The organism is Streptomyces sp. NPDC027672 (genome assembly GCF_055566335.1).
On sequence record NZ_JBVHSO010000005.1, the window covers coordinates 218,915 to 242,086 of the forward strand.

15 protein-coding genes are annotated in these 23,172 nt (G+C 76.0%); 5 read left to right on the forward strand and 10 right to left on the reverse strand.

The window, feature by feature from the left end:
- Positions 1-71: 71 nt before the first annotated feature.
- Positions 72-833 (forward strand): maleylpyruvate isomerase family mycothiol-dependent enzyme, encoded by a 762-nt coding sequence (locus ACZ4SV_RS14625; protein ID WP_468004391.1) that lies wholly within the window; start codon positions 72-74, stop codon positions 831-833.
- Positions 834-959: 126 nt separating this feature from the next.
- Here ACZ4SV_RS14625 and ACZ4SV_RS14630 read toward each other — a convergent pair whose 3' ends face one another.
- The 8 genes from ACZ4SV_RS14630 to ACZ4SV_RS14665 all read right to left on the reverse strand — a co-directional run bounded on the left by ACZ4SV_RS14630 (position 960) and on the right by ACZ4SV_RS14665 (position 13,922).
- Positions 960-3,257: a lantibiotic dehydratase gene (locus tag ACZ4SV_RS14630; protein ID WP_468004393.1), complete on the reverse strand. Its 2,298-nt coding sequence runs from the start codon at positions 3,255-3,257 to the stop codon at positions 960-962.
- A gap of 11 nt (positions 3,258-3,268) precedes the next feature.
- On the reverse strand, positions 3,269-3,526 hold the full coding sequence (locus ACZ4SV_RS14635; protein WP_365876121.1) for an acyl carrier protein: 258 nt from the start codon (positions 3,524-3,526) through the stop codon (positions 3,269-3,271).
- An 82-nt stretch (positions 3,527-3,608) separates the two neighbouring features.
- Positions 3,609-4,556 carry a threonine ammonia-lyase gene (locus ACZ4SV_RS14640; protein WP_468004395.1) on the reverse strand — a complete coding sequence of 316 codons (948 nt, stop codon included), beginning with the start codon at positions 4,554-4,556 and terminating at the stop codon, positions 3,609-3,611.
- Positions 4,553-6,079 carry an amino acid adenylation domain-containing protein gene (locus ACZ4SV_RS14645; RefSeq protein WP_468004397.1) on the reverse strand — a complete coding sequence of 509 codons (1,527 nt, stop codon included), beginning with the start codon at positions 6,077-6,079 and terminating at the stop codon, positions 4,553-4,555. Before ACZ4SV_RS14645 ends, ACZ4SV_RS14640 begins: the two co-directional genes overlap by 4 nt.
- On the reverse strand, positions 6,076-8,406 hold the full coding sequence (locus ACZ4SV_RS14650; RefSeq protein ID WP_468004399.1) for a lantibiotic dehydratase: 2,331 nt from the start codon (positions 8,404-8,406) through the stop codon (positions 6,076-6,078). The genes ACZ4SV_RS14645 and ACZ4SV_RS14650 overlap by 4 nt, the downstream gene beginning before the upstream one ends.
- A gap of 52 nt (positions 8,407-8,458) precedes the next feature.
- Entirely contained in the window at positions 8,459-9,406 is a 948-nt protein-coding gene (locus ACZ4SV_RS14655) for an ornithine carbamoyltransferase (protein ID WP_398214060.1), read from the reverse strand.
- A gap of 30 nt (positions 9,407-9,436) precedes the next feature.
- Positions 9,437-10,705, reverse strand: a complete 1,269-nt coding sequence (locus ACZ4SV_RS14660) for a diaminobutyrate--2-oxoglutarate transaminase (RefSeq protein WP_468004401.1) — start codon at positions 10,703-10,705, stop codon at positions 9,437-9,439.
- A 31-nt stretch (positions 10,706-10,736) separates the two neighbouring features.
- Positions 10,737-13,922, reverse strand: coding sequence for an amino acid adenylation domain-containing protein (locus ACZ4SV_RS14665; RefSeq protein ID WP_468004403.1), 3,186 nt, complete (start codon positions 13,920-13,922; stop codon positions 10,737-10,739).
- Between the two features lie 630 nt (positions 13,923-14,552).
- Here ACZ4SV_RS14665 and abc-f point away from each other — a divergent pair.
- Positions 14,553-16,187: a ribosomal protection-like ABC-F family protein gene (gene abc-f / locus ACZ4SV_RS14670; protein WP_468004405.1), complete on the forward strand. Its 1,635-nt coding sequence runs from the start codon at positions 14,553-14,555 to the stop codon at positions 16,185-16,187.
- 81 nt (positions 16,188-16,268) lie between these two features.
- Positions 16,269-17,870, forward strand: a complete 1,602-nt coding sequence (locus ACZ4SV_RS14675) for an ABC-F family ATP-binding cassette domain-containing protein (protein WP_468004407.1) — start codon at positions 16,269-16,271, stop codon at positions 17,868-17,870.
- Between the two features lie 106 nt (positions 17,871-17,976).
- Here the strand turns inward: ACZ4SV_RS14675 and ACZ4SV_RS14680 are convergent, their stop codons facing one another.
- Positions 17,977-18,618, reverse strand: coding sequence for a helix-turn-helix transcriptional regulator (locus ACZ4SV_RS14680; protein ID WP_468004409.1), 642 nt, complete (start codon positions 18,616-18,618; stop codon positions 17,977-17,979).
- A complete protein-coding gene (locus ACZ4SV_RS14685; protein WP_468004411.1) occupies positions 18,615-19,238 on the reverse strand; it encodes a helix-turn-helix transcriptional regulator in 624 nt (207 codons plus the stop codon). Before ACZ4SV_RS14685 ends, ACZ4SV_RS14680 begins: the two co-directional genes overlap by 4 nt.
- Before the next feature lie 427 nt (positions 19,239-19,665).
- Between ACZ4SV_RS14685 and ACZ4SV_RS14690 the strand changes: the two genes are divergently transcribed.
- Together ACZ4SV_RS14690 and ACZ4SV_RS14695 are read left to right on the forward strand one after the other, a co-directional pair.
- Entirely contained in the window at positions 19,666-22,815 is a 3,150-nt protein-coding gene (locus ACZ4SV_RS14690) for a type 2 lanthipeptide synthetase LanM family protein (protein WP_468004413.1), read from the forward strand.
- A 119-nt stretch (positions 22,816-22,934) separates the two neighbouring features.
- Entirely contained in the window at positions 22,935-23,141 is a 207-nt protein-coding gene (locus ACZ4SV_RS14695; protein ID WP_365882692.1) for a hypothetical protein, read from the forward strand.
- The last annotated feature ends 31 nt before the right edge of the window (positions 23,142-23,172 follow it).

Genomic DNA, 23,172 nt, shown 5'->3' on the forward strand with positions numbered 1-23,172 from the left:
ATCCGACTCCCGCAGCCGACGGCCTGGTTAATAGGGTGCGGTCGGCCGAGCCGGGGTGATAGGCAGGCGAGGTGACAGAGAGCCTGGGGTTTTCCGCCCTGCTGCAACTGATCGACGAGCGGTCGGCCGCGTTCCGGACTGCGGTCGCCGCCGCGCCCGGCCCGGACGCGCCGGTGCCCTCCTGCCCCGAGTGGACGGTGTCCGATCTGGTGCGGCACCTGGGCACGGGCCAGCGCTGGTGGGCCGCGATCGTCGCCGCGGGCCCGGCCGAGGCTCCGCCGGCCAAGGACGCCGCGGAGGTGCCGCGCGGACTTCAGGCGCTGCTGGCCTGGTACGCCGAGTCCAACGAGCTGCTGCTGAGCGCGCTGCGCGAGGCGGGTCCGGAACGCGCGTGCTGGACGTGGTGGAGCGCCGGCGTGTCGCCGGCGAACGCCTGGGGCGTCGCCCGGCGCCGGGTGCACGAGGTGCTGGTGCACACCTACGACGCCCAGCTCGCCGCAGGCACCGTGCGGCCGATGCCGGCGGACCTCGCGCTCGACGGCGTGGCCGAGTTCCTCGACACCTGCAACTCCACCCCGGCGCCCTGGCCGCACGAGCCCGCCACCCTCCACTACCACGCCACCGAGGGCCGCTCCTGGCTCCTCGCGCTGGACGGCACCGGCGCCTGGCCCGCACCCCTCACCGACGACGCCCCGCCCGCCACCGCTTCGGCCACGGGCACGGCCGAGCAACTGCTCCTCTTCGTCTGGGGCCGCCTCACGCTGAGCGACCTGAAGATCGAGGGCGACCCGCAGGTGTTCGAGCAGCTGATCGCCTGGGAGCCCGAGGAGTAGGAACCAGTCGGCACCGCGAACAGCACCGCACCGCACGCGGCCGGGCCGGGCTCCCTCGGGAGCCCGGCCCGGTGCGGTGGCGCGGGGTGGCCCTGGCCCGCGAGCGCGGGTCCGGGCCGGAAGGGGTCAGTCGGTGACGGCGACGAGGCGGATCTCCGAGCTGTAGCGGTGGCCTTGGTCGTCGGTGAGCCAGGCTTGTTCGGGGGTGGGGAGCATTTCGGTGACGGTGAGGCGGGCGTCGGGGTCCTTGCGGGCGAGCCGGCGGGCGGCTTTGGCGAGGATGTTGACGTAGACGGGGCTGTCGAAGTCGACGAAGAAGGGGCGTGGTTCGGTGGGGGAGACGACGAAGACGAAGCGGGGCAGTTCGTGGGTGTCGCGCCAGTGCCGGGCCCGTACGAACCGGCGGGCCTCGCTCTTGTCGTCGGCGAAGTCCAGCGCGGACCCGGTGAACCGCCACGTCTCCCGGGCCACCGTCATCCGGTCGATCGTGATGCGGGGCGAGTGGTCGGCTTCCGGCAGCAGCCGGAACCGGTCCGTCACCAGCGTGGTCAGCACGTGCGCGAAGACCTCGACGGCCGGGAACACCGCCCCGTCGGGCAGCACCACGCAGAGCCGGCCGTCCCGGCGCTCCACCACCGCGTCGGCGCTCGGCACCGTCCGGTCGCGGTGCGGGTCGGCCGTGTTGTCGAGCAGGGCGACCTGGTAGTCCTGCGGCCGGACCAGCGCGTGCCGGATCCGGGCGGAGAGACGGGACTTGTGCTCCTTCGGCAGCAGCGGCATGAGCCGTGGCGCCGGGTGGTCCCGGTCGGTCCGCTCGAAGAGCCGGCCGGGATCGGGGTGCTGGTTGACGAAGAGTTCGTTGCCGAGCGTGTTGGCGGCCAGGTGCAGTTCGCCGAGGACGAGGTGGAACTCGCCGCGCTCGACGTCGGCGGCGTCCGCCGCGGCGATCATCACGTCCGGGCTGACGTACCGGGCCGCGGTCCAGCCCGGTGCGGCGGCCGGCCCGAAGACCTCCGCCACCCGGCCGGCGATGTCCGCGCCGGCCACCGTGACCCGCCGCACCCCCTGCGACGCCGGGAGGATCCGCTGCCAGCGGCGCTCGAACTCCGCCTGGAGGCCGACGGCGTCGGCGACCGCGGCCCCGTGCAGGACCGGCATGCAGGCGAACCAGAAGGCGGCGAGGTCCACCGGCCGGCCGGTCCCGGTGCCGGCGCGCAGCCGCTCGTAGACCTCGGTGACGCGCTCGGTCACGCGGGCGGCCAGGGCCGAGGTGAGCCAGGCGGTCCCGGACATCAGCAGGTCCAGCGGGGCGAGCGCGGCCAGCACGGGGTCGCCGAGCGTCACCCGGGCGGCACGGCGGCTGTCCGAGTACACCACGGCGCGGCCGGGCGCCGTGGTGGCGCTCTTCTCCCGTTTGGCGGCCGCGTCGGTCACCCGCTGGAACGTCTCCTCGACGAGGGTGAGGGCCGCGACCAGCCGCTCCGGGTCCTCGCCCGCCGCTCGGACGGCCTCCACCGCGCCGTGCAGCGCGTCCAGCCGGGCGAGGGCCGCGGCGCGCGGCCCCGGCTCGCCGATCCGCTCCAGACAGGCGCGCAGCCCGCGGTCGGGCCGGATGCCGGCGGGCACGTCGAGCCGCCAGGTGATCCAGCGCCGCCGGACCAGTTCGCCGAGCAGGGCCGGCACGTCCGTGTCCGGTCCGGCTTCCCGCTGGAGGTCCGGCACGGAACGGGTGCCGTCGCACAGGCGCAGCAGCCGCAGCGTCTGCGGCGGCACCGGCTGCGGGGGCCTGGCGGGCAGCCGTACGGCGTCCTCCTCCAGCCGTACGAACGGCACCCGGCGGGGCGCCGCCCAGGCGTGCGACTCCGGGTCGGCGTCGATCTCCCGGGCCAGGGCGTCGACCGACCAGCTGGACCAGAAGACCTCCGAGGACGCGGTCAGCCCGGTGCCCGGCTCGACGGACACGCCGGGCCGGCCGGTGTCGAAGACGCCCCAGCCGACCGGTCCGAAGAAGCCGATGGTGTCGTTCTTGACGCAGAACCGCTGCCAGTAGTGCGCGACCAGCTCCTCGCGCTGGCGCTGCTTGAAGGTCCGGCCCCCGGTCGCCGGCGACCAGTTGAGGAACGGCCGGATCGCCGAGTCGAGCACCCCCCGGTTCTGCCAGGCGACCGCCGCCCGGAACCGTCCGGAGGCGGCGATCTCCTGCGCGCTCTGCGCCGCCCGCACGGCGGCCCCGGTGAACTCTGCCTCGAAGTCCTGCCAGGCCGCGCCGGACAGGGCGTCCCCGGGCCCGAACTTGTCCGCGGCCGCGGCCAGGCCCGCCGGAGCCAGCCGGAGCACCCCGTCCGCCGGGAACCCCGTGCCGCGCACCGCGACCTGGTCCCACAGCCGCCAGCGGCCGCTCAGAGAGACGGATCCCTCCTGCATCCCGGTGCCCCCTAAGCCGACGCGGCGGCGAGGGACAGGTCGTCGACGACGACCTCCGCCAGCTCGGCCGGGGACGGGTAGGTGAAGACCAGGGCGACGGCGATCTCGGCGTCGAGCAGTTCCTGGAGCCGGTCGACGATCTGGAAGGCGGCGAGCGAGTCGCCGCCCGCCTCGAAGAAGTCGCTCGTGGCGTCGAGGGTGTCGTCGCCGAGCGTCTCGCGGTAGTAGCCGGTGATCAGCCCGGTGAGTCCGGCGGTGTCGATGGTCATGACCTGTCCTTCGGTGAGTGGTGGGGATACGGGCGCACAAGGCGTACGGGGCGGCGCGGGCCGTGGACGGCCCGGCCGCCGGTCAGCGGCCGGTGCCGGCGGACGCGGACCGCGCGGCGGCCAGGGCCGCGGCGCCGTTGCCGCCGGAGACGACGACGGCGCTGCGGCCGGGAAGTCCCAGCCGGAGGGCGCCGGCCAGGGCGGCGGCGCCGCTCGGCTCGGCCGGGATGCCGGCCCGGTGCAGCAGGTCCATCGCGCGGAGCACGGCCCGGTCGCCGACCCCGATCAGTTCGTCGACCCGGTGCCGGACGATCGGCAGGATCACCTCGCCGGGCCGCTGGCCGCGCAGCCCGTCCGCCACCGAGTCGCAGGGCGGCAGTTCGACCGGGCGGCCGGCGGCGACCGAGCGGGCGTAGCGCCGGGCCCGGTCGGGTTCCACGCCGACGATCCGGACCGTGCTGCGCAGATGGGCGGCGGCGAGGCAGACGCCGGCCAGCAGGCCGCCGCCGCCCACCGGTACGAAGATCGCGTCGAGGTCGGGCGCGTCCCGGAGCACCTCCAGAGCGACGGTGCCCTGCCCGGCCACCACGAGTTCGTGGTCGGAGGAGGGCACCAGCGCGGCCCCGGTGCGGGCGGCCAGGTCCTTGGCGTACCGGTCGCGTTCGGTGACCCCGCCGGGCACCCGGACGACCCGGCCGCCGAGCGCCCGGATGACCCGTTCCTTGGCCTCGGCCGCGCCGGCCGCCATCACCACGGTGACCCGGACGCCGAGGGTGCGGCCGAGCGTGGCCACCGCGATGCCGTGGTTGCCGGACGAGCCGGCGACCACCTCCCCGGCGCCGAGCGCGAGCATCGCGTTGGCCGCGCCGCGCAGCTTGAACGACCCGCTGTGCTGGAGGTGTTCGGCCTTGACCAGCAGTCCGGGCAGCAGGTCGCGGCGCAGCAGCGGGGTGTGCCGGACGTGCGGGGCGATGCGGTCGGCGGCGGCCGGCACGGCGGCCGGTCCGACCCGGGTGCCGGTGGCCGTCATGACACCGGCTCCGGCGCGGCGGCGCGCAGTGCCCGCCGGTCGGCCTTGCCGCTGTGCGTGACGGGCAGCCGCGCCAGCCGGGTGAACCGCCGGGGCATCATGTGCGGCGGCAGGGTACGGGCCAGGTGCGCGCGCAGCTCGGCGTCGGTGGTGCCGTCCAGCGGGCCGGTGACATGGGCGCCGAGCCAGGTCCGGCCCCGGTCGTCGGTCCCGGCGGTCACCACGGCGCCGGTGACGTGGGGGTGGGCGAGCAGGGCGCCCTCGATCTCGGCCGGGTCCACCCGGTGGCCGCGGACCTTGATCTGGCGGTCGGCGCGGCCGAGGTACTCCAGGGTGCCGTCGGCGGTGCGCCGGGCGAGGTCGCCGGTCCGGTACAGCCGGGCGCCGGGCGGCCCGTACGGGTCGGGCGGGAACCGGTCGGCGGTCAGAGCGGGCTGCCCGCCGTAACCGCGCGCCACGCCCGCGCCGCCGATGTGCACCTCGCCGGCCGACCCGTCCGGGACTTCCCGCCCCCGCGGGTCCAGCAGGCGTACCACGGTGCCGTCGATGGCGGTGCCGACCAGGTCGGCGGAGGTGTCCGGGGCGGCCGGCACGTCGTACCGGGTGGAGGTCATGGTGCACTCGGTGGGCCCGTACTGGTTGACCAGCCGGCCGCCGAGCAGGGCGCGGCCGCCGGCGGCGAGGAAGGGACGCAGCGACTCGCCGCTGGAGCAGACCAGGCGCAGGGCGCGCAGCCGTCCGGCCGCGCCGGGGGACTGGGCGAGGAAGCTCAGGAAGGAGGGCGTGGTGCTCAGGACGGTGTCGACGCCGTACGCGGCGACCGTGGCGGCGAACGCCTCGGCGCCCAGCAGGCGCGCGCGGTCGGCCAGGACGACGCAGCCGCCCGCGACCAGCGGGGCGAAGGTGTCCCGGATGGACGCGTCGTAGCCGGGCGGCGCGAGCTGGAGGGCGACGGTGCCGGGCCCGAGGGCGTTGTCGCGGACCATCGCGCGCAGGTACCTGTCCAGGCCGCCGTGCTCGATCAGGACGGGGTTGGGGGCGCCGGTGGAGCCCGAGGTGTGGCTGACGTAGGCGAGCTGGCGCGGATGGGGGACGGGGAAGGCGGCCGGCGGTGGGCCGGCGGCGGGCAGCCGGTCGAGCAGGACGGCGGGCGCGTCCACCAGCGGCCCGAGGCGCTCGGCGAGGTCGGCGCGGGTGAGCAGGCGGGCCGCGCCGCCGCCGGCGGCGAGCGCGGCGAGCCGCCGGTCGGGCAGGCCGGTGTCCAGGGCGAGGAACGCCCCGCCGGCCCGGACGACCGCGGCGATCGCCACCACGGCGTCGACGCCGGGAGGCAGCGCCACCGCGCAGACCCGCTCCGGGCCCACGCCGTGGGCGGCGAGCTGTGCGGCGAGCCGGTCGATCCGGGCGGCGAGTTCGCCGTAGCCGGTCGGGCCGTCGGCGGTCAGCAGGGCGGGGGAGTGCGGGGCGCGCTCGGCGTGCGCGCGGATGTCGTCGACGAAGGCCGTCCGTACGGGGGCAGTCATTCCGGCTCCCCGGGGGCGGTGCTCCGGTCGACGGCGACGAGGCGGAGTTCGGAGGTGTAGCGGTGGCCTTGGTCGTCGGTGAGCCAGGCTTGTTCGGGGGTGGGGAGCATTTCGGTGACGGTGAGGCGGGCGTCGGGGTCTTTGCGGGCGAGCCGGCGGGCGGCTTTGGCGAGGATGTTGACGTAGACGGGGCTGTCGAAGTCGACGAAGAAGGGGCGTGGTTCGGTGGGGGAGACGACGAAGACGAAGCGGGGCAGTTCGTGGGTGTCGCGCCAGTGCCGGGCCCGTACGAACCGGCGGGCCTCGCTCTTGTCGTCGGCGAAGTCCAGCGCGGACCCGGTGAACCGCCACGTCTCCCGGGCGACCACGGTGGAGTCGATGGTGATCCGGGGCGAGTGGTCGCCGTCCGCGCGCAGGGTGAAGCGGTCCATCACGCGGTTGGTGAGCGCGTGGCAGAACACGTCGAGCACGTCGAAGACCGAGCCGTCGGGCAGCACCGCCGACAGCCCGCCCTCGCGCTCCTCCACCCGTACGTCGGCGGAGCGGACGGTACGCGGGCGGTGCGGGTCGGCGCTGTGGTCGGCGAGCGCGACGTAGTGGTCCTCCGGGCGGTCCAGGGACTGCCGGCTGCGCGCGGACCACTTCAGCGGAAGCTCCTTGGGCAGCATGGGGAGCAGCCGTGGGCCGGGGAAGTCGCGGGTGGTCTCGTCGATGAGCTGCCCGCGGTCGGGGTGCTGGTGGACGAAGAGCGACTGGGCGAGGGTGTTCATCGCGACGTGCAGTTCGCCGATGACGAGCTGGAACTCGCCGCGCTCGACGCCGTCCAGGTCCTCGGCGACGATCATCAGGTCGGGGCTGACGTACCGGCTGAGCGACCAGCCGGGCCCGCCCTCGGGAAACGCCTCGCGCACCCGGCCGGCGATGTCGGCACTGGAGAGCGACACCCGCCGGGCACCGGCCGGGGCGTCGATGATCCGCCCCCAGCGCTCGCGCAGCTCGGCCTGGACGCGCTCGGCGTCGGCGAAGGACTGCGGGTGCGGGGCGGGCAGGCAGGCGAACCAGAGCGAGCCGAGGTCGACCTGCCCGTGCCGCTCCCGCAGCGCGCGGTAGGCCTCGTGGATGCGGGCGCCGACGGCCTCCGCGTACCGGCGGGTCATCCAGCGGGCGGCGGTCAGGCACAGCTCCAGCGGCGCGAGCTGCTCCAGGACGGCGGCGCCCACGGTCGCCGTCGCTGAGCGGCGGCAGTCGGCGTACACCAGGGCGCGGTTGGGTGCGGTCCGGGCCCCCTTCTCGCGGACCGCCGCGACCTCGGTGATCCCGGCGAAGTCGCTCTCCAGGGCGGCGAGCGCGGCGGTCAGCTCCTCGGGGTCGGTGCCGGCCCGCTCGACCCGGTCGCGGCCGGCTTCCAGCACCGCCAGCGCGGCCAGGGCGGGCTCCCGTACGGCCGGGTCGCCGATGCGCTCCAGCAGGGTGCGCAGTTCCCGCTCGGGGTAGGTGCCGGCGGGCACGTCCAGCTTCCAGCCGATCAGACGCCGGGACACCAGCCACTCCAGGGCCCCGGTCACCTCCTGGTCCGGCAGGTCCCGGCCCAGCTCCCGGGCGGCCGACGCGGCGATCTCGGCGGGCGTCCGGCGCCCGTCGCACAGCCGCAGCACGGTGAGCGCGGGCTCGGCGACCGGCTGCGGCCGGCGGCCGGGGAGGTGCACCGCGGCGTCGGCCACCCGGACGAACGGGACCTGGCGCGGCGGGGTCCACCAGCGCACCCGCGGGTCCCGGTCGATCGCCTTGGCGAGGGCGTCCATCGACCAACTGGAGAAGTAGACCCGGGACTCGGCGACCAGACCCGTGCCCGGATGCACCTCGACACCGCGCCTGCCGGTGTCGAAGCTGCCCCAGCCGACCGGTCCGAAGAAGCCGATGGTGTCGTTCTTGACGCAGAACCGCTGCCAGTAGTGCGCGACCAGCTCCTCGCGCTGACGGGGCATGCTGCTGCGGCTCCCCGCGGCCGGCGTCCAGGCCAGGAACGGCTTGATGCCGGTGCTGAGCACCGCACGGTTCTGCCAGGCGACCGCGGCCCGGAACGGCGCCGAGGCGGCGATCTCCTGGAGTTCGCGCGCGGTCCGCACCGCGGCGGCGGAGAAGGCCTCCTCGAACGCCTCCCAGTCCGCCCCCGCCCCCACCTCCCCGGCGGCGAACTTGTCGGCGGCCGCGGCCAGGCCCTCGGGGGCCAGCCGGAGCACCCCCGCCGCGGGGAAGCCGGGCCCGCGGAGCGCGAACTGCGGCCACAGGCGCCACCCGTCGCCGGGCATGCGTATGGTGTCGGACATTGCTGTGCTACCTCCCTGGGAAACGTGCGCCGGGCCGGCGGCCGGCCGGTCGTCAGGCCAGCTCTGCCGGGATGCCGCCGAGGCACCACTCCAGAACGGCGCGGGCGCTGTGGTACTTGTTCTCGGCCTGGTCGAACGCGATGCTCGCCGGGCCGTCCAGCACCTCGCCGGTCACCTCGTCGCCGCGGTGCGCGGGCAGGTCGTGCATGAAGACGGCGCCGGGACAGGCCGCCAGTACGGCCGCGTCCACCCGGAACGGGGCGAACACGCGCCGCCAGCCGGGGTCGGCCTTGGCCGTGCCGGTCGTCTCCCAGCGCGTGGTGTAGACGACGTCGGCCTCCGGCAGGCCGGCCATGTCGTGCCGTTCCTCGACCAGCGCCCCGGACTCCTTGGCGTGGCGCCGGGCCCGGTCGAGGTAGTCCGGGTCGAGGCCGTAGCCGGCCGGGGTGCGCAGATGCAGCTCGGTGCCGGGAAACCGGCTGAGGGCCAGGGCGAGCGCCGATGCGGTGTTGTTGCCCTCGCCGGCGTACAGCACCCGCAGCCCCTCGATCCGCCCGAACCGGCCGAGCATCGTGGTGAGGTCGGTGAGCGCCTGGGTGGGGTGCTCGGCGGCGCTCATCGCGTTGACCACGGCCATCCGCCGCTGGGCGGCGTAGGCACGCAGCTCCTCGGTGCTGCCGGTGGTGCGCGCCACCAGCACGTCGAGCATGCGGGAGAGCACCTCGCCGGTGTCCTCGGCGCTCTCCCCGGTGTTCTCCTGGAGGTCGTCGGGACCGTAGGTGATCAGCCGGCCGCCGAGCCGGAGCGCGCCGGCCGAGAACGCGGTCCGGGTGCGGGTGGACGTCTTGCGGAACAGCACACCGACCACGGCGTCGGCGAGCGGCCGGGCGCCGTCGCACTCACCGGCGGCGTACTGGGCGCCGCGGTGCACGAGCCAGCGCAGCTCCCGGTCGGTCAGGTCGTCGACGGAGATCAGGTGGTGGCGGTCGGGTCGGGCCATGGGGGACGTTCCTCCTCGGGTGGCAGTCCGTCAGTTCGCGCTCAGGGCGTCGCGCAGGATGCCGAGCCCCTCGTCGAGCAGGCCGGGCGTGATGCTCAGCGGGGGCATCACCTTCAGCACCTCGTCGTAGCGGCCGCAGCGCTCGACGATCAGACCGTGCTCGAAGGCGTGGCGCTGGACGCGCTCGGCCCGGTCGGCGCCGCCGGCCCGGGAGGTGTCGATGCCGAGCACCATGCCCCGGCCGCGCAGCACCAGGCCGGGGTCCAGCGCCGCCGCCTCGGCCCGGAACCGGGTGAGGCGTTCCGTGCCCCGCTCCAGCCCGGTCAGGAAGTCGTCCCGCTGCCAGAGTTCGCACGCCGCGGTGGCCGCGACGAAGGCGAGCTGGTTGCCGCGGAACGTGCCGGTGTGCTCGCCGGGCTGCCACAGGTCCAGCTCGCGGCGGAACAGCGTCAGCGACAGCGGCAGCCCGTAGCCGCTGAGGGACTTGGAGACGGTGACGATGTCCGGCACGATCCCGGCGTCCTCGAAACCGAAGAACGTGCCGGTACGGCCGCAGCCGGTCTGGATCTCGTCCAGCACGAGCAGCACCCCGTACCGTTCGGTGACCTCGCGCAGCCGGCGCAGCCACTCCCGGCTCGCCGGGTAGACACCGCCCTCCATCTGCACCGGTTCGACGACGACCGCCGCGGGCGGTTCGGTGCCGGAGGACGGGTCGGCCCACAGCCGCTCCAGCAGGCCGATCGAGTCGAACGGGCCGTGCGGTCCGTCCTCGAAGGGGACGAAGGTGGTGTCCCCGCCGGTGACGGCGCCGGCGCGGCGGGCCCGGCGGCTGCCGGTGATCTCCAGCGAACCGCGCGACATGCCGTGGTAGGCGCCGGTGAAGGCGGTCAGACCGGTGCGGCCGGTCGCCCGGCGGGCCAGCTTGAGGGCGGCCTCCACCGCGTCGGTCCCGGTCGGACCCGTGAACTGCACCTTGAAGTCCAGGCCGCGGGGCCGCAGCACGACCTCGGTGAACCGGGTGAGGAAGTCGCGCTTGGCGACGGTGTGCAGGTCGAGGCCGTGCATGAGGCCGTCCTCGGCGAGGTAGTCGAGGATGCGCCGCTTGACGGCGTCGTGGTTGTGCCCGTAGTTCAGGCTGCCGGCGCCGCAGAAGAAGTCGATGAAGGCCCGGCCGTCGTCGGTGTGCAGCAGCGCGCCCTTGGCGTGCTGGAACACCACGGGGAAGGTGCGGCAGTACATGCGCACCTCCGACTCGGTCTTCTCGAAGACGGAGGTGTCGCTGGTCGCGGTGAGGGTCATGGCGGTCCTTGGGCGAGAGGGCGGACGGGGGTCAGCGGCCGACGGCCGCGCGGCCGCCGCGCGGGCGGGCGGTCAGCCGTGGCAGGGGGCCGTCGGCGGCCAGCCGCGGGTAGCCGTCCAGGGCCGCGGCGAGGGCGGCGACGGTGGGGTGGTCGAACAGGGCCCGCACGGGTACGTCCACCCCGAGGGCGGCGCGCAGCCGCACGGACACCCGGGTGGCGAGCAGCGAATGCCCGCCGAGCAGGAAGAAGTCGTCGTGGGCGCCGACCCCGGCGGTTCCGAGGACCTCCTCCCAGACCGCGGCCACGGACCGCTCCCGCGGGGTGCGCGGGGCGGCGGCCGGACCGGCCGCCTGCGGCACCGGCACCGGCAGCGCGTGGCGGTCGACCTTTCCGCTGACCGCGGTCGGGAGGGCGTCCAGCAGGACGAAGGCGGCCGGGACCAGATGGTGGGGCAGGGCGTCGAGCAGCCCGGCGCGCAGGGCGTCGGCCGTGGGAGGGCGCGCGGCGTCCTCCGCGACCAGGTAGGCGGTGAGCTGCCGGCCGCCGCCGGCGTCCGGCGTCGGGTGCACCACGGCCGCGCGGACACCGTCGAGAGCGAGCAGCGCGGCCTCGATCTCGCCCGGTTCGATCCGGTGGCCGCGGATCTTCACCTGGTGGTCGCTGCGGCCGAGGATCTCCAGCGAGCCGTCCGGGCGGAACCGGCCGAGATCGCCGGTGGCGTAGAGCCGGCCGCCGGGCGCGGTGGCGTGCGGGTCGGGGAGGAAGACGCCGGCGGTCTGCGCGGGCCGCCCCCGGTAGCCCCAGGCGAGCCCCTCGCCGCCGATGCAGACCTGCCCGGTGACGCCCTCGGCCACCGGCTCCAGCCGGTCGTCGAGCACCCGGACGGTGGTGTTGTCCAGCGCGGTCCACCGCCGTACCCGCCCGTCGGCGCCGTGCCGGGCCGCGCTGGTCCAGATCGTGGCCTCGGTCGGCCCGTAGAGGTCCTGGACCGCGGCGCCGCCGGCCGCGAGCGCCGCGGCCAGGTCGGTGTGCAGCTTCTCGCCGCCGGACAGCACGGTGAGGCCGGGGCCGGGGGTCCAGCCGGTGTCGACCAGCATCCGCAGCGTCGACGGGGTGGCCTGGAGCAGATCCGGGCGGGCCTCGCCGATCAGCCGGATCAGGCGCTCCGGATCGCGGGCCTGCTCGGCGTCGGCCAGCACCAGCCGGGCGCCGGCCAGCAGCGGCAGGCACAGCTCCAGCATCGAGGGGTCGAAGGAGGCGGTGGTGACCCCGAGGACGGTGGTCCCCGGTCCCGGCCGCAGCCGGTCCGCCATCGCGTGCAGGAAGTTGGCCAGGGCGCGGTGCGGGATCTGCACGCCCTTCGGCGTCCCGGTCGAACCGGAGGTGTGGAAGACGTACGCGAGGTCGTCCGGGCCGGTGGAGCGGCCGGGCCGGTGCGCCGGGCCGGACGGCGGCGCGCCGTCGAGCAGCAGGGTCCGCGCCTGAGTGCCGGCCACCCGGTCGGCCAGCGCGCCGGTGGTGACGACCACGGCGGCCCTGGTGTCCTCGATCAGGTGGCCGATCCGCCGCGCCGGGTGCAGCGGGTCGAGCGGCACGTAGGCGGCGTCCGCCTTGAGGACGCCGAGCAGGGCGACGAGCAGCCCGGTGCCGCGCTCCAGCAGGACGCCCACCCGGGTGCCGCGGCCGACACCGAGGGCGCGCAGCCGGTACGCCAGCCCGTCGGCCCGCGCGTCGAGTGCCGCGTAGCTCAGCTCGCCGTCCCCGGAGCGGACGGCGACGGCGTCCGGGGTACGGCGTGCCTGCCGTTCGAACAGGCCGGTGACGGTCTCCTCGGGCACGGGGCGGGTGGGACCGAGGCCGAGCGCGAGCCGGCGGCGGCGCTCACCGCCGGGCAGCGGTTCGAGTTCGGCGGTGACGTGGACCAGCGGCTCGTCCGGGTCGGCGAGCAGGCCGCGCAGCAGCCGGACGTAGTCCCCGGTGAGGCGGGCGGCCGTCGCGGGCGTGAACAGCGCGGTGGCGTACTGCAGCCGCAGCCGCATGCTGCCGTCGGGGCGTCCCAGCAGGTCGAGCGCCAGGTCGAACGGTGTCCCGGCGACCGGGGTGGGCACCACCTCGACCGCCAGGCCGGGCAGGTCGGGCGGTGCGGCCTCGGCGTCCAGGGTGAGGAAGGAGACCTGGAAGAGGGGATTGCGGCTGAGGTCGCGGGGCGGCGCCAGCTCGCCGACCACGCGCTCGAACGGCGTGTCGGCGTGCGTGAGGTCGGCCAGGGACGCGTCCCGGACCCGGTCCACCAGCTCGCCGAAGCTGGGCCGGCCGGACAGGTCGGCGCGCAGGACCACCGTGTTGACGAACGGGCCGATGAGATCCCGGGCGGCGGCCTGGCCGCGGCCGGCGACCGGGGTGCCCACGGCGAAGTCGCTCTGTCCGCTGTAGCGGCCCAACTGGGCCTGGAACGCCGCGAGCAGCACCATGAACCGGGTGGCGCGGCGGGACCGGGCCAGCCGGTCGGCTCCTGCCACCAGATCGGCCGGGAGGTCGAACCGGACCACGTCGGCGGTGCCGTCGAACTCGGCGGGGCGGGGCCGGTCGGTCGGCAGGTCCAGCGGCGGCAGGCCCGCCAGCCGCGAGCGCCAGTGGTCGAGACTGCGGGCCAGCCGGGGCCCGGCCGCCCGCTCGCGCTGCCGGGCCGCGAGGTCGGCGTACTGGAGGGGAAGCGCCGGGAGCGCGTGCGGGACACCGGTGGTCCTGGCGCGGTAGGCCGCGGCCAGGTCGCGGGTGAGGATGTTCCAGGAGGAGAAGTCGAAGGCGATGTGGTGCACCACGACGACCAGCAGGTGGTCGTCGGGCGCGAGCCGCGCCAGGGTGGCCCGCAGCGGCGGCCCGGCCGCCAGGTCGACCGGCCGGCGCAGCGCCCGGTCGAGGACCGCGGCGACGCCGTCCGCGCCGGCGGGCGCCTCCACCCTGTCCAGCGGCACCTCGGCCCGCGGCATCACGTGGGCCAGCGGCTCGCCGTCGCCGGCCGAGTACCGGGTGCGCAGCACCTCGTGCCGGTCGGTCACGTCGGCCAGGGCGGCGGCCAGGGCCTCCGTGTCGAGGGTGCCGCGCAGGCGCAGCGCCAGCGGCAGCAGATGGTCCGCCGTGCCGGGCCGCAGTTGGTCGAGGAACCACAGCCGTTGCTGCGAGAAGGACGTCGTCCGGCCGTCACCGCGGTCCACCGGCTCACCTCCAGGAAGTCGGGTAGGTCGTCGCGTGCCCCGGGAGACCGGGGCATGTCCGGAGCTTGCCGGTCGGGACCGGCGGCGCAGTAGGGAAGGAGCGGCAGCGCCTCCCGCGGCTTTTCCTGCGTCAATGTCTCTGGCCGCCCCCACGACACCGGCCCCGTGACCGCGCCGGACCACCCCGGCCACCACCGGGACGGGGACCGTCATTGGGGACGGGGACGGGGACGGGGACGGGGACGGGGACGGAGGCGCTGGCCGGCCGAGGGACGGGCGACGACCAGGACCACGGCACCGACGGCCCAGCAGCCGTACCGGGTGAGCAGCAGAGGCGGTGCCCTGCCCCCGCCGTACGCGGTGCCCCTGCGGACCCCCCATCGAGCGTTACGAGTCAGGCGGGCCGGGCGCTGCGCCGACTTGTTAAGCTGAGCGGGACGTAGACCGTGTATCGAGGAGTGGCAGACGTGGTGGGTGACGACGACATCTCCGGGTGAGATCCGGATCTGACGGCCACCGGCCGGCGCTCAGGAGCGCTGCCGAGGTGGTCCGTTTCGTCGTACCCCTTTTCCCACGTCTGCCCCGGGCAGCGGCTCAAGCGCGTTGCCCCGCCCCTTCGAGGTCGCCTCCATGTCCGACGCCGCGATCGTCTGCTCGAACCTCTCCTTCGCCTGGCCCGACGGCACCCCCGTCTTCCAGGACCTGTCCTTCACCGTGGCCCCCGGCCGCACCGGCCTGGTCGCCCCCAACGGTTCCGGCAAGTCCACCCTGCTCAAGCTCATCGCCGGCGAACTCAAGCCCGCCACGGGTTCGGTGTCCGTCAGCGGCACCCTCGGCTACCTCCCGCAGAGCCTCCCCCTCGTCGGCAACCTCACCGTCGCCGAGGTGCTCGGCGTCGCCGCCGTCATCCGCGCCCTGGACGCCGTGGAGTCCGGCGATGTCGCCGAGGAGCACTTCGCCACCATCGGCGACGACTGGGACATCGAGGAGCGCACCCGCGCCCAGCTCGACCGGCTGGGCCTGGCCGACCTCACCCTGGACCGCAGCCTGAGCACCCTCAGCGGTGGCCAGGTCGTCTCGCTCGGCCTCGCCGCCCAGCTCCTCAAGCGCCCCGATGTCCTCCTGCTCGACGAGCCGACCAACAACCTCGACGTCGAAGCCCGGCACAAGCTCTACGACGTGCTGTCGGACTTCACCGGCACCCTGCTCCTGGTCAGCCACGACCGCGCGCTCCTGGACCGCATGGAACGCATCGCCGAGCTGGGCAGCGACGAACTGCGCCTGTACGGCGGCAACTTCACCGAGTACGAAGAGGCCGTGCGCACCGAGCGGGAGGTCGCCGAGAAGAACGTCCGCAACGCCGAGCAGGAGCTGAAGCGCGAGAAGCGCGAGATGCAGCAGGCCCGCGAACGCGCCGAGCGCCGGATGAGCAACGCCTCCAAGAACCTCAAGAACGCCGGGCTGCCCAAGATCTTCGCCGGCACCATGAAGCGCGGCGCCCAGGAGGCCGCGGGCAAGTCCGGCACCATGCACGCCTCCCGGGTCAGCGAGGCCAAGGCCCGCCTCGACGAGGCCGGGCGTGCACTGCGCGACGAGCAGCGTCTCACCTTGGAGCTCCCCGACACCCAAGTGCCCGCGGGCCGCAACCTCTTCCTCGGCGAGGGCATGCAAGTCAGCCTCGGGGACCGGGAGATGTTCGCCCCGGGCGGCGTCGACCTGACCATCCGCGGCCCCGAGCGCATCGCGCTCATCGGTGCCAACGGCGCCGGCAAGACCACCCTCATGCGCCTGGTCACCGGCGAACTCGCCCCGGACGGCGGGGAGATCAAGCGCAACGACGGCCGCATCGCGTACCTGTCCCAACGCCTGGACCTCCTTGACCTGGACCGCACGGTCGCCGAGAACTTCGCCGCGTTCGCCCCCAAGCGCCCCGAGGCCGAGCGCATGAACCTGCTCGCCCGCTTCCTCTTCCGCGGCGCCCGCGCCCACCTCCCGGCCGGCGTCCTCTCCGGTGGCGAACGCCTGCGCGCCACGCTCGCCTGCATCCTGTGCGCCGAACCGGCCCCGCACCTGCTGCTGCTGGACGAACCGACCAACAACCTCGACCTGGTCAGCGCGGGCCAGTTGGAGAGCGCCCTCGACTCCTACCAGGGCGCCTTCATGGTGGTCAGTCACGACGAAAGGTTCCTCGCCGAGATCGGTGTGAACCGCTGGCTGCGGCTGGCCGAGGGCACGCTCAAGGAGACGGGGGCGCCCGAGGTGTGAGCGGTTGACGTGTGCCATGGCCCGCGTCCGAGGCGCCGTACGCCCGGCGGGCCGTCCACCGCTCACCCTTGGGGGACCCCTGTGTCCGCACTGATCGCTCACGACCTCGTCCGCACCCTCGGCGAGCGCCGCGTCCTCGACGGCATCTCCCTGACCGCCTCCCCCGGCCACCGCATCGGCCTCATCGGGGAGAACGGGGTGGGCAAGTCCACCCTGCTGCGAGTCCTCGCGGGCATCGACGACCCCGACGCGGGCAGCGTCACCCGCCCCGCCGACCTGGGCTTCCTCCAGCAGGAGATGCCGTACGACGCCGACGCCACCCTCGCCGCGGTACTGGACGAGGCGCTGCGCGAGGCCCGCGAGGATCTCGCCGAACTGGACCGCCTCGGCCAGGAGCTCGCCCGCACCCCGGAGGACCGGGCCCTCCTCGACACCTACGGCCGCCGCCTGGAGCAGGCCCAGGACCGGGAGTCCTGGGACGCCGACCGCCGCGCGACCCTGGTCCTGGACGGGCTCGGCCTCGGCGCGTTCGGCCGCGAGCGCACCCTCGGCTCGCTCTCCGGTGGCCAGCGCGGCCGCCTCGCCCTGGCCGCTCTCCTCGTCCGCCGGCCGTCGGCGCTGCTCCTCGACGAGCCGACCAACCACCTCGACGACGGTGCCGCCGCCTTCCTGGAGGAGCAGGTCCGCGGTATGCCCGGCACGGTCGTCGTCGCCAGCCACGACCGGGCGTTCCTCGACGCCGTCTGCACCGACCTGATCGACCTCGACCCGGCGGTGGACGGCCCCGTCCGCTACGGCGGCGGCTACAGCACCTACCTCGCGGAGAAGCTGGCCCGACGCGAGCGCTGGGAGCGGCAGTTCGCCGCGGAGCAGGAGGAACTGGAAGCGCTGCGGGAGTCCGCCGGCGTGACCGCGCACCGGGTCGCGCCGGACCGCGGCCGTACCGACAACGAGAAGATGGGGTACGGCCGCCGGGCGGGCCGGGTGCAGCGCCAGATCTCCCGCCGGGTCCGCAACGCCACCCGGCGCCTGGAGGAGCTGGACCGGACCCGGGTCCCCGAGCCGCCCCGCCCGCTGCGGTTCGCGGCCGGGGAACTGGCCGCGCGCAGCGAGGAGGATTCACGCCCCCTGGTCGCTCTCCACGGGGTACGGGTGCCGGGCCGGCTCACCCTGGACGGTCTGGAGGTGTCGCCGACCGACCGGCTGCTCGTCACGGGCGGCAACGGGGCGGGCAAGTCGACGCTGCTCGCCGTACTCGCCGGGCAACTGCCGGCCGAGGGCGAGGTGATCCGGCGGCGCCGGCTGTCGGTGGGTCTGCTCACACAGGACACGGTCTTCGAGCGGCCCGACCGCACGGCCCGCGACACCTATGAGCGGGCGCTGGGCGCGCGGCGGGCGGAGAAGGTGCCCCTGGGCTCGCTCGGCCTGCTGTCCGAGGCGGACCTGGACAAGCCGGCCGGGCAGTTGTCGGCGGGCCAGCGCAGGCGCCTGGCCTTGGCCCTCCTGGTGGCCCGCCCACCCCGGCTACTCCTGCTCGACGAGCCCACCAACCACCTCTCCCCAGCCCTGTGCGACGAACTGGAGGCCGCCCTGGGCCCAGGCCCCGGCGCGATCGTCGTGGCCAGCCATGACCGCTGGCTGCGCCGACGCTGGCAGGGCCGGGAACACCGGCTGACACGGTAACGCTTCTCGCTCCCGGAGGGAGTCACCCGCCGAGACGGTGACGGAGTCGGCACCGGGGCCGGAGCCCAGGGGATCGGGCGCCGTCGGGGCCGGCGGCGGGGTCGGGTCAGATCAGGCCGGTGCGGACGCCGTGGGCTACCGCGTGGGCCCGGTTGCGGACCTGGAGGCGGGTCATCAGGTCGTACATGACGTTCTTCACGGTGTGCTGGGAGCAGGAGAGCCGCCGGGCGATGGCCGCGTTGCCGTGCCCCTCGGCGACCAGCGTGAGCACCGTCCGCTGCCGGGCCGTCAGCGGCGAGCCGGGGGCGGGGTGCCGACGCTCCGCCTCCTCGCCGCCCGCCTCGCCGAGGAGGCGGACCAGGACGCCGTAGGGCATCCTGCCCTCGCCGTACCGGGCACCGCGGACGGCGGCGAGCAGGCGCTCCGGCGTGGCCTCGGCGGTCTGCAGCAAGACCACCGCCCCGGCCCGGACGGCCAGCCGCACCCCCGCGGCGGTGAAGGTGTCGGCGACCAGCAGGAGGGGGCCGCCGCCGGGTTCGGGCCAGCCGTCGAGGGCCGCACCGGGCGTCCGGCCGGCGGCCACCCGGACGGCCCCGTCGGACCGTACGGCCGCCACCTCGATGCCGGCCCGGCGCAGGCCGGCGGCCACCGTGTCGCGGGCCGCCCCGCCCGCCGGGCCGAGGTGCACGCGCAGCCGGCCGTCGCGCCGGCCGGCCTCCGGCGCCGCCTCCAGGACGAGGCCGGTCACAGCAGGCCCGTCCGCAGGGCGTAGGCCACCGCGTGGGCACGGTTGCGCAGCCGGAACCGCTGGGTGATGTCGCGGACCACGGTGGTCACGGTCCGCGCGGAGTAGCAGAGTTCCTTGGCGATCTCGTCGGTCTCCCGGCCGTCGGCCACCATCCGCAGCACCGCGCGTTCCCGCTCGTCCAGGCCCCAGCCCGGCACCTGCCCCCGCGCCTCGGGATGGGGGCCGGCCTCGGGGCCCTGGTCGAGGAGACCGTCGATCAGGTCGGGCGGCACGGTGCAGTCGCCGCCGGCCACCGTGGCCACGGTCCGCGCCAGCCGCTCGGCGTTGACCTCGTGCCGGCGCAGGAGGCCGCGCGCCCCGGCGTTGATGGCGTCCGCGGCCTCGGCCGGGGACAGGTCGGACGCGATCACGATGACGGCGGGCCGGTGCGGGCCGGCCCCGGTCGCGTTCACCAGATCGAGTTCCTGACGGGCCACCCGGTCGGAGATCACGATGGCCACGTCGGCCTTCTCGCCCGGCGGGACCAGGGTGATGTCCGGGTTGCCGGACAGGGCGCTGACGGCGCCGGCTTCGAGTACCGGGTCCAGGGCCACGACGCAAAGCGGCAGGGGGCTGCCCATGTGCACTCCTCGGTCAGCGTGGAACGAACCTCACGGCGAGGAGTCTCGGCAACCCGCGCGCCGCGCCGCATGGGGCGCGATCACCCACATTCCCGTACCCGCCTCAACGCCCCCGGGCCGCGCACCGGCGACCGCACCGCGCCCGGCCGGGCACCGCCGGGCGGCCGGTGCCGCCGGGGGCCCGGCCGCCACGGACGCGGACCCGTCGGGCCCGCTCGTAGACCCGCCCCCGCCTGCCCTCAGCCCGCTCCCGAGCCGCACCCGGGCCCGCTCCCAAGCCCGCCCCCGCCCGCCCCCCGGGCCGCCCTCGCCCCGCCGGCGGCGCGAAGGCGGGCGCGGTGGCGACCTCGAATGGGTAGTCCGCCGAGGAATGTACGGGTAGTGCTCCCCTGTACGGGCGGGTGACAGCGCTGCCAGAGTGGCGGACGTGACCACGACCGACACCGCCGGCCCCGCCACGCAGGCCCCGCCCTCCTGGTGGGCGCCGGCCGCGACACTGCGCGAACGGCTGTCGGCCCCGCACCCGCCGGCGGCGCCGGCCGCGGGCCCGGCCGCCCGGCTGCGCACCCGCTCGGTGGTCGAGCTGGCCTGCGAGTCCGTGCGCTCCGCCCGGCTGGGCGCCGACGCCCGGCTGGTGGCGGCACTCGCCGCCGAACCCCCGGCCCGGCTGGCCGGCCGGCTCGCCAAGCCGCGGTGGGCGGCGTTCGTGGAAGGCGCGGTCGCCGCGGCCCCGGAGACACCCGCGGAGGTCCCCGGCGCGGCGGTCACCGCGCCCGCCGACGCGGCGGACGGGGCGGCCGTGTTCGAACCGGTGCTGCGCCCGCTGGTGGCGGCGGCCGTCGCCGAACTGGCCGGGCAGGCCGCGGCGGGCGGCGCCGAACCCGGCGAGACGGCGGTGTTCGCCCGGCAGTACGCGCGCTGGCTGGCACGACGGCTGGCCAAGGCGGCGGCCCGGACCCTGGTCGTCGAACTCGCCGCCGCGCGGACCGCGGGAGACCTGCCGGGCGCCACCGCGGCGGACCGCTTCGCCGGCTTCGCCGCCCGGGCCGGCACCCGGGCGGGCCTCATCCGGCTGTTCACCGGCTATCCGGTGCTCGCCCGGCTGCTGGCCCTGACCTGCCGGCACACCGCCCGGTCCGGCGCCGAACTGCTGGCGCGGCTTGCCGCCGACCGGCCGGAGCTGGTCGACACCTTCTTCGGCGGGCGGGACCCGGGCCCGCTGGCGACCGTCGAACTGGGACTCGGCGACCTGCACCAGCAGGGCCGGTCCGTGGCGGTGCTCCGGTTCGCCGGCGGCGGCAGCGCCGTCTACAAGCCCCGGCCGGTCGACCAGCACGCCCTGCTGGACCACATGGCCGGCTGGCTGGACGCGAAGGTACCGGGCCTGGGGCTGCGCACCCCGCGCTGGGTGGCCGGGGACGGCTACGGGTGGCTGGAGTACATCGACCACCGGACCTGCCGTTCGCTGCCCGAGATCGACCGGTTCCACCGCCGGCAGGGCGCGCTGATCGCGCTGGCCTACACCCTCGAAGGGGTCGACCTGCACTGCGAGAACCTCCTCGCCCACGGCGACCAGCCCGTGCTCGTCGACGTGGAGACACTGCTGCACCCCATCCTGCGCGAGAGCAGGACCACCCGGCCCGATCCGGCCGCCGCGGCACACGCCTCCTCGGTGCACCGCACCTGCCTGCTGCCGCAGCTCCTGATGGGCGAACTCGGCGCCGTCGACGTCTCCGCGCTGGGCGGCGCACCGGGCGGGCAGTCCCCCGACACCCGGATGGTCTGGGAGGACGCCGGCACCGACGAGATGCGCCTGGTGCGCCGCCCGGCACCGTTCACCGGCGCGCTGAACCGGCCCTACGGCCCCGCGGCGGCGCCCCGGAGCGCCGACCGGCTCGCCGCGGTCCTGGCGGGGTTCCGCACCGGGTATGACGCCGTCGTCCGGCACCGCGACGAACTCTCCGGCCCGGGCGGGCCGCTGGCCGCCGGCGCGGACGCGGTCGGCCGGCTCGTGGTCCGCCCGACGAAGCTGTACGCCACCCTCCTGGAGGAGGCGACCCATCCGCAGTTGCTGCGCGACGGGCTCGACCGGGACGCCATGTTCGCGGTGCTGTGGGCCGAGTCGGACGGCGACCCGGCCCGCCAGTCCCTGATCGAGTACGAGATCGCCGACCTGTGGGACGGCGACGTCCCCGTCTTCTTCCACCGGCCCGGCTCGCCGGAGGTCCTCGCCTCGGACGGCAGCCCGGTGCCCGGCGTCCTCGGCACCTCCGGCCTCGCCTCGGCGCGGGCGAAGCTGGCCGCGATGAGCACCGTCGACCGCCACGCCCAGGAATGGATCATCTCGGCCACCCTGGCGTCCACCGAGCCGGACGCCGCCGGACCCCGCCACCGCGCGGGCCGCCGGGCCCGGCCCGCCCCGGCCGCCCTGCCGGAACCCTCCGCGCTGCTGGCCGCCGCCTCCGGGCTCGCCGACGAGATCGCCGGCCGGGCCGTCCACGGGCACGGGCGGGCCAACTGGATCGGCCTGGAGGCGGTCGACGACCGCTGGACGGTGCTGCCCATGGGCGCCGGACTGGCCCAGGGCTACAGCGGGGTCGCCCTGTTCCTGGCCCAGCTCGGCGCGCTCACCGGCTCCGCCCGGCACACCGAGCTGGCCCGGGCGGCCCTCGCCCCCGTGCCCGAACTCGTCGCCGCGATGGCCGCCGACCCGGCGCTGAGCCGGGCCGTGGGCCCGGGCGGCTTCGACGGCCTGGGCGGGATCTGCTACGCCCTCGCCCGGGTGGCCACCCTGGTCGACGACGACCTCGCCGCATGCCTGCCCACGGCGCTGGACGCCCTCGCCCTGGCGGCTGACGGCGACGACGCCCCGCCGGACGTGTCGGCCGGTCTGGCCGGGGCGCTCGCCGCCCTGCACGCGGTGCACCACGAGCGCGGGCTGCCGCAGGCGGCCGGCCTCGCCGACCGGATCGCCGAACGGCTGCTGCGGCTGCCCCCGGCCGGCGACGGGGCACCGGAACGCCCCGGCTTCGCCTTCGGCGAGGCCGGGATCGGCTGGGCGCTCGCCCGGCACGCCCGGTTCGCCGGCGGCCCGCTGGCCGAGCGGGCCGGCGCGGCCGGCCGGGCCCGGCTGACCGCCGCACTCGCGGCGGCGGACCGGCTCGACGCCGGCTGGTGCTCCGGTACGGCCGGCGTGGTGCTGGCGGCGGCCGACGCCGGGCTCTGTCCGCGGGCGGGCGAGGGCCCGGCCCGCGACGCGAGTTGCCGGCTCACCGGGCACCCGCCGGTGGCCGACCTCAGCCCGTGCCACGGCGAACTGGGCGTGACGGAGGCGCTGGCCGCCCTCGCCGGACGCGGCCACGCCGAGGCCCGGAGCAGCCTGACCGGCCGGACCGGCCTGGTCCTCGGACTGCTCCAGGACTGGGGGCCCCGCTGCGGGACCCCCGGTCACATACCGACGCCCGGCCTGCTCACCGGGCTGTCGGGCATCGGCTACGCCCTGCTCCGGCTGGGCTTCGCCGACACCGTGCCCTCGGTCCTGCTGCTGGGCGCCGCCCGGGACGGCGGACGGGGCTGAGGGCCCGGTACGACCCGGTGCCCGCAGGGGGCGCCCTGACCACCTCGTCGATCGAACAGCGCGACAGTCACCCGAAGAACGGTCCCGGAGCGGACCGGTCCCCACGGAAAGGAAGCCCCATGTCCCACTTCCCGCAGAACGGTTCCGTCCACGGCGAGGCCACGGGCGCGTCCACGGCGGTCACCGACCCGGCCGGCGAGATCCGACTGGTCCGCTGGAACGGGGCGTGCGCCCGGACCCGGGCGCTGGCCGGGATGAGCCTCGGCAGCGGCCTGGTGGTCGAGCTGGCCTCCGCCACCATCACCACCGTGTCGGTGCCCGGCTGACCTGCCGTCACGCACGGTGTAACCGAGCAGA